At 66.1% G+C, this 2,602-nt stretch carries 6 protein-coding genes; all 6 read right to left on the reverse strand.

Annotation, left to right across the window (positions count from 1 at the left end):
- Positions 1–217 precede the first annotated feature (217 nt).
- Positions 218–490 (reverse strand): DnaB-like helicase N-terminal domain-containing protein, encoded by a 273-nt coding sequence (locus ACWEO7_RS39090; protein ID WP_452430839.1) that lies wholly within the window; start codon positions 488–490, stop codon positions 218–220.
- A complete protein-coding gene (locus tag ACWEO7_RS39095; RefSeq protein WP_452430842.1) occupies positions 487–663 on the reverse strand; it encodes a hypothetical protein in 177 nt (58 codons plus the stop codon). The genes ACWEO7_RS39090 and ACWEO7_RS39095 overlap by 4 nt, the downstream gene beginning before the upstream one ends.
- Positions 656–1,156, reverse strand: a complete 501-nt coding sequence (locus ACWEO7_RS39100; protein WP_452430844.1) for a hypothetical protein — start codon at positions 1,154–1,156, stop codon at positions 656–658. The genes ACWEO7_RS39095 and ACWEO7_RS39100 overlap by 8 nt, the downstream gene beginning before the upstream one ends.
- Positions 1,153–1,965, reverse strand: a complete 813-nt coding sequence (locus ACWEO7_RS39105; protein WP_452430846.1) for a hypothetical protein — start codon at positions 1,963–1,965, stop codon at positions 1,153–1,155. The genes ACWEO7_RS39100 and ACWEO7_RS39105 overlap by 4 nt, the downstream gene beginning before the upstream one ends.
- Entirely contained in the window at positions 1,962–2,237 is a 276-nt protein-coding gene (locus ACWEO7_RS39110) for an HNH endonuclease (RefSeq protein WP_452430848.1), read from the reverse strand. The genes ACWEO7_RS39105 and ACWEO7_RS39110 overlap by 4 nt, the downstream gene beginning before the upstream one ends.
- The coding region (locus ACWEO7_RS39115; RefSeq protein WP_452430850.1) for a hypothetical protein at positions 2,237–2,602 on the reverse strand (366 nt) is incomplete at its 5' end. The genes ACWEO7_RS39115 and ACWEO7_RS39110, both read right to left, overlap by 1 nt.

Below are 2,602 nucleotides of genomic sequence, written 5' to 3' on the forward strand. Positions count from 1 at the left end.
CGGTCGCCGAGGATCTCGTTCACCCGCTGCATCCACCGCGTCACCTTCGCGATGTCCGCATGGAACTCGGCGTGCTTGGCCCGGTCGATCACCTGCGCCCCGCAGATGCGGCACACGAGCGGACCACGAGGGGGCGTAGAGGGCGCTGTTTGGCTCTCTGCCGGACGAACGGGGGCGGGTTGGGGTATCCGGGTGATCCGGACGGGTTTCTGGCTCATCACATCGCCGCCATCGTCAGCTGCACGAGATACGCCGGACCGCCGACATCCGCGAGAACCCCCCGCCGGTCCAAGGCTGCGGCCACAGTCACCGGGTCCACCGTCTGCCCGGCCGCGTGCATGTCGCGCACCGTCTCGAAGATGTCCCGGTGCGCCTGCGCGGCGAAGTCCTCCGCGGTCACCGTGGTGGCACCGACCTCCAGGGCGGTGTGGTGGATCAGCATCCCGCCGAGCACCGCCTGCTCTGTGCGGGGATGGAACAGCTCAGTCATCGGGTCTCGCTCTCCGCGCGGTTGCACTCCGCGTCGTGAATCCGGGTCCAGCACGGCGTACCGCGGTGCAGACCATTGATCGGGTTGATGCAGTAGTCGCCGGGCTCGGCATCGCACCAGTGGCACTTGAGGTCGATGCAGTCGGCGTACGCCTCGGGGATCGGGCTAGGCACGATCCACCGACTTGACGACCGAACCGAAGTCCAGTGCCCGACGGTTGCCGTCGGTCAATGCCTGCCGAGCCGCCATCCGCTGCTGGAACTCCGCGTGTTGGGCGTCGGTCAACCGGAAGTGCGGCGCCCGGCCCAACGCCACCCGGCGAGCGAACCTGTGCGCGTCCGGCGGGGAAACCCCCATGTCTTGGAGGATGTGGTTCGCCTCCTCCATCAACTCCCGTCGTTCCTCCGGCAGCGACTTCAACTGCTCGAAGTAGGCGGCTCGGGCATGGCGCACGATCGACGCCGGGAGAGGCCGGAAGCCTTCCTCCGCCAGGCGGTAGGCGCGGGCCACACCGGCGAGCAGATCCTCGCGCGCCAGCCCGGACTCGGAGAACACCTCCGCCCACGCCAGGACGGTGGACTCGCCACCGGCGGGGAACCACGGGTCGTTCGCCGCGCACTTGGCCAGGACCATGGCTGCGGTGTGTTTGTCGTCGTCGGTGATCATCGGGTGATCTCCTTCGGCTCATCCGAATGGCTCGTGAGGCGGGCGCCCATTTCGAGGTAGCCCTGGACCTTCTGGTCCGCCCGCGAAATGCCATTCGTGTTGGCATGGAAGTGTCCGTCGAGGAATTGGCCGACGACTTGCCGCGTGATGGGTTTGCCCATCCGGTAAATCGAGACGATCGCGTTCTCGACCGTGTCCGGGTCGGCACCGCGTTCATGAATTGCCCACTTCACGATCTGGCGAGTGGCCATGAAGTTCAGCGCCTTGCCGACTCGCTCGTAGGCGCGCTCGGCCACGACCTGCTCGACAGCCTTCGGCTTGGCCGCGTCCGGCTTTGCCGGCGCCCGCTTTTTCTTCTGCTCCTCTGTTCCACTGCTCCCCTGCTCCACTGCTCCGGGCGCGGGGATCTCCGGAGAGTCTCGCGAGGGTGTCGCGACTGTCTCGCGAGAGCCGTCATCATCGCTGGTCGGCCCAGGGAAGCGCGCCTTATTCGGCTTGTCGACCCGCTGATGCTTCTTCCAGTTCGTGATGGACAGGTAGTCCTTGCCATCGACGGTGTAGCGAACGATTCGGCCCGCTTCGGCAAGGTTCTGCAACCCTCGCGACACTCTCGCGAATGTCTCGTGAGGGTCTCGCTCGACGTCGTCGGCGAACAGATCCGTGGTGATTAGCGACAGCCGGTCGAGCCCAACACCGTTGTCGTCCACGTAGGACCACAGGCCAATGAAAATCAGCCGGTCGTTCCAATCGGTGAGGTCGCTGATGTCTTTCGACCGCCAGAAGTCAGGCTTGATCGAACGGATCCTCATATGCGATGCCCCTTACTACGATTGCACGAGCGGCACGCAAGCGTGATGTTGTCCGCACTCGTGGGCCCACCATGGAATTCAGGAATCACGTGGTGTAATTCCAGGCCGTCGATCACCGGCCAGTAGCGGTAGTCCTCGGACCAGGAGATCGAGCCGTAGAAGTCGCAGTACGCACACTGGACGTCCACGGTCCGCCCGATCTCGGCGCCCGCAGCGCGGCACACCTCCCGCCTGACGGCGTTCGGGATCGCCTGTTTCTTGCGCTCGGCCATCACCGCACCTCCTCCGCCTGCTCGCCGCCCTGAATCAGCCGCAGTTTCGGCCGCGGCGGTGTGGCTTCACGCCCGCCGGGCATCGGGTCACGCCCGGACGCCCACCGGTAGATGTGATCCCAGTCGGCATCCCAATACCGCTTGAGCACGCCGCCGGTATTGGCGGGCGGCAACGGCTTACCGTTCTCCGCCCATTGACGTGTGCGTTCTTCCGCCGCCTTGCCGAGGTGCCGGTGGCGGGCGCAGAACCACACCAACCCGCCCTCCCCCGTGAGTGGGTCACGGTCGGCCAGCCCGTAACTGCCGCTCTTTCCGCATAGGCCTTCTCGCCGGATCATCGGCGCCACACAGCCACGGCCGCGCTG

The sequence above is a fragment of the Nocardia sp. NPDC004260 genome, from assembly GCF_053603155.1.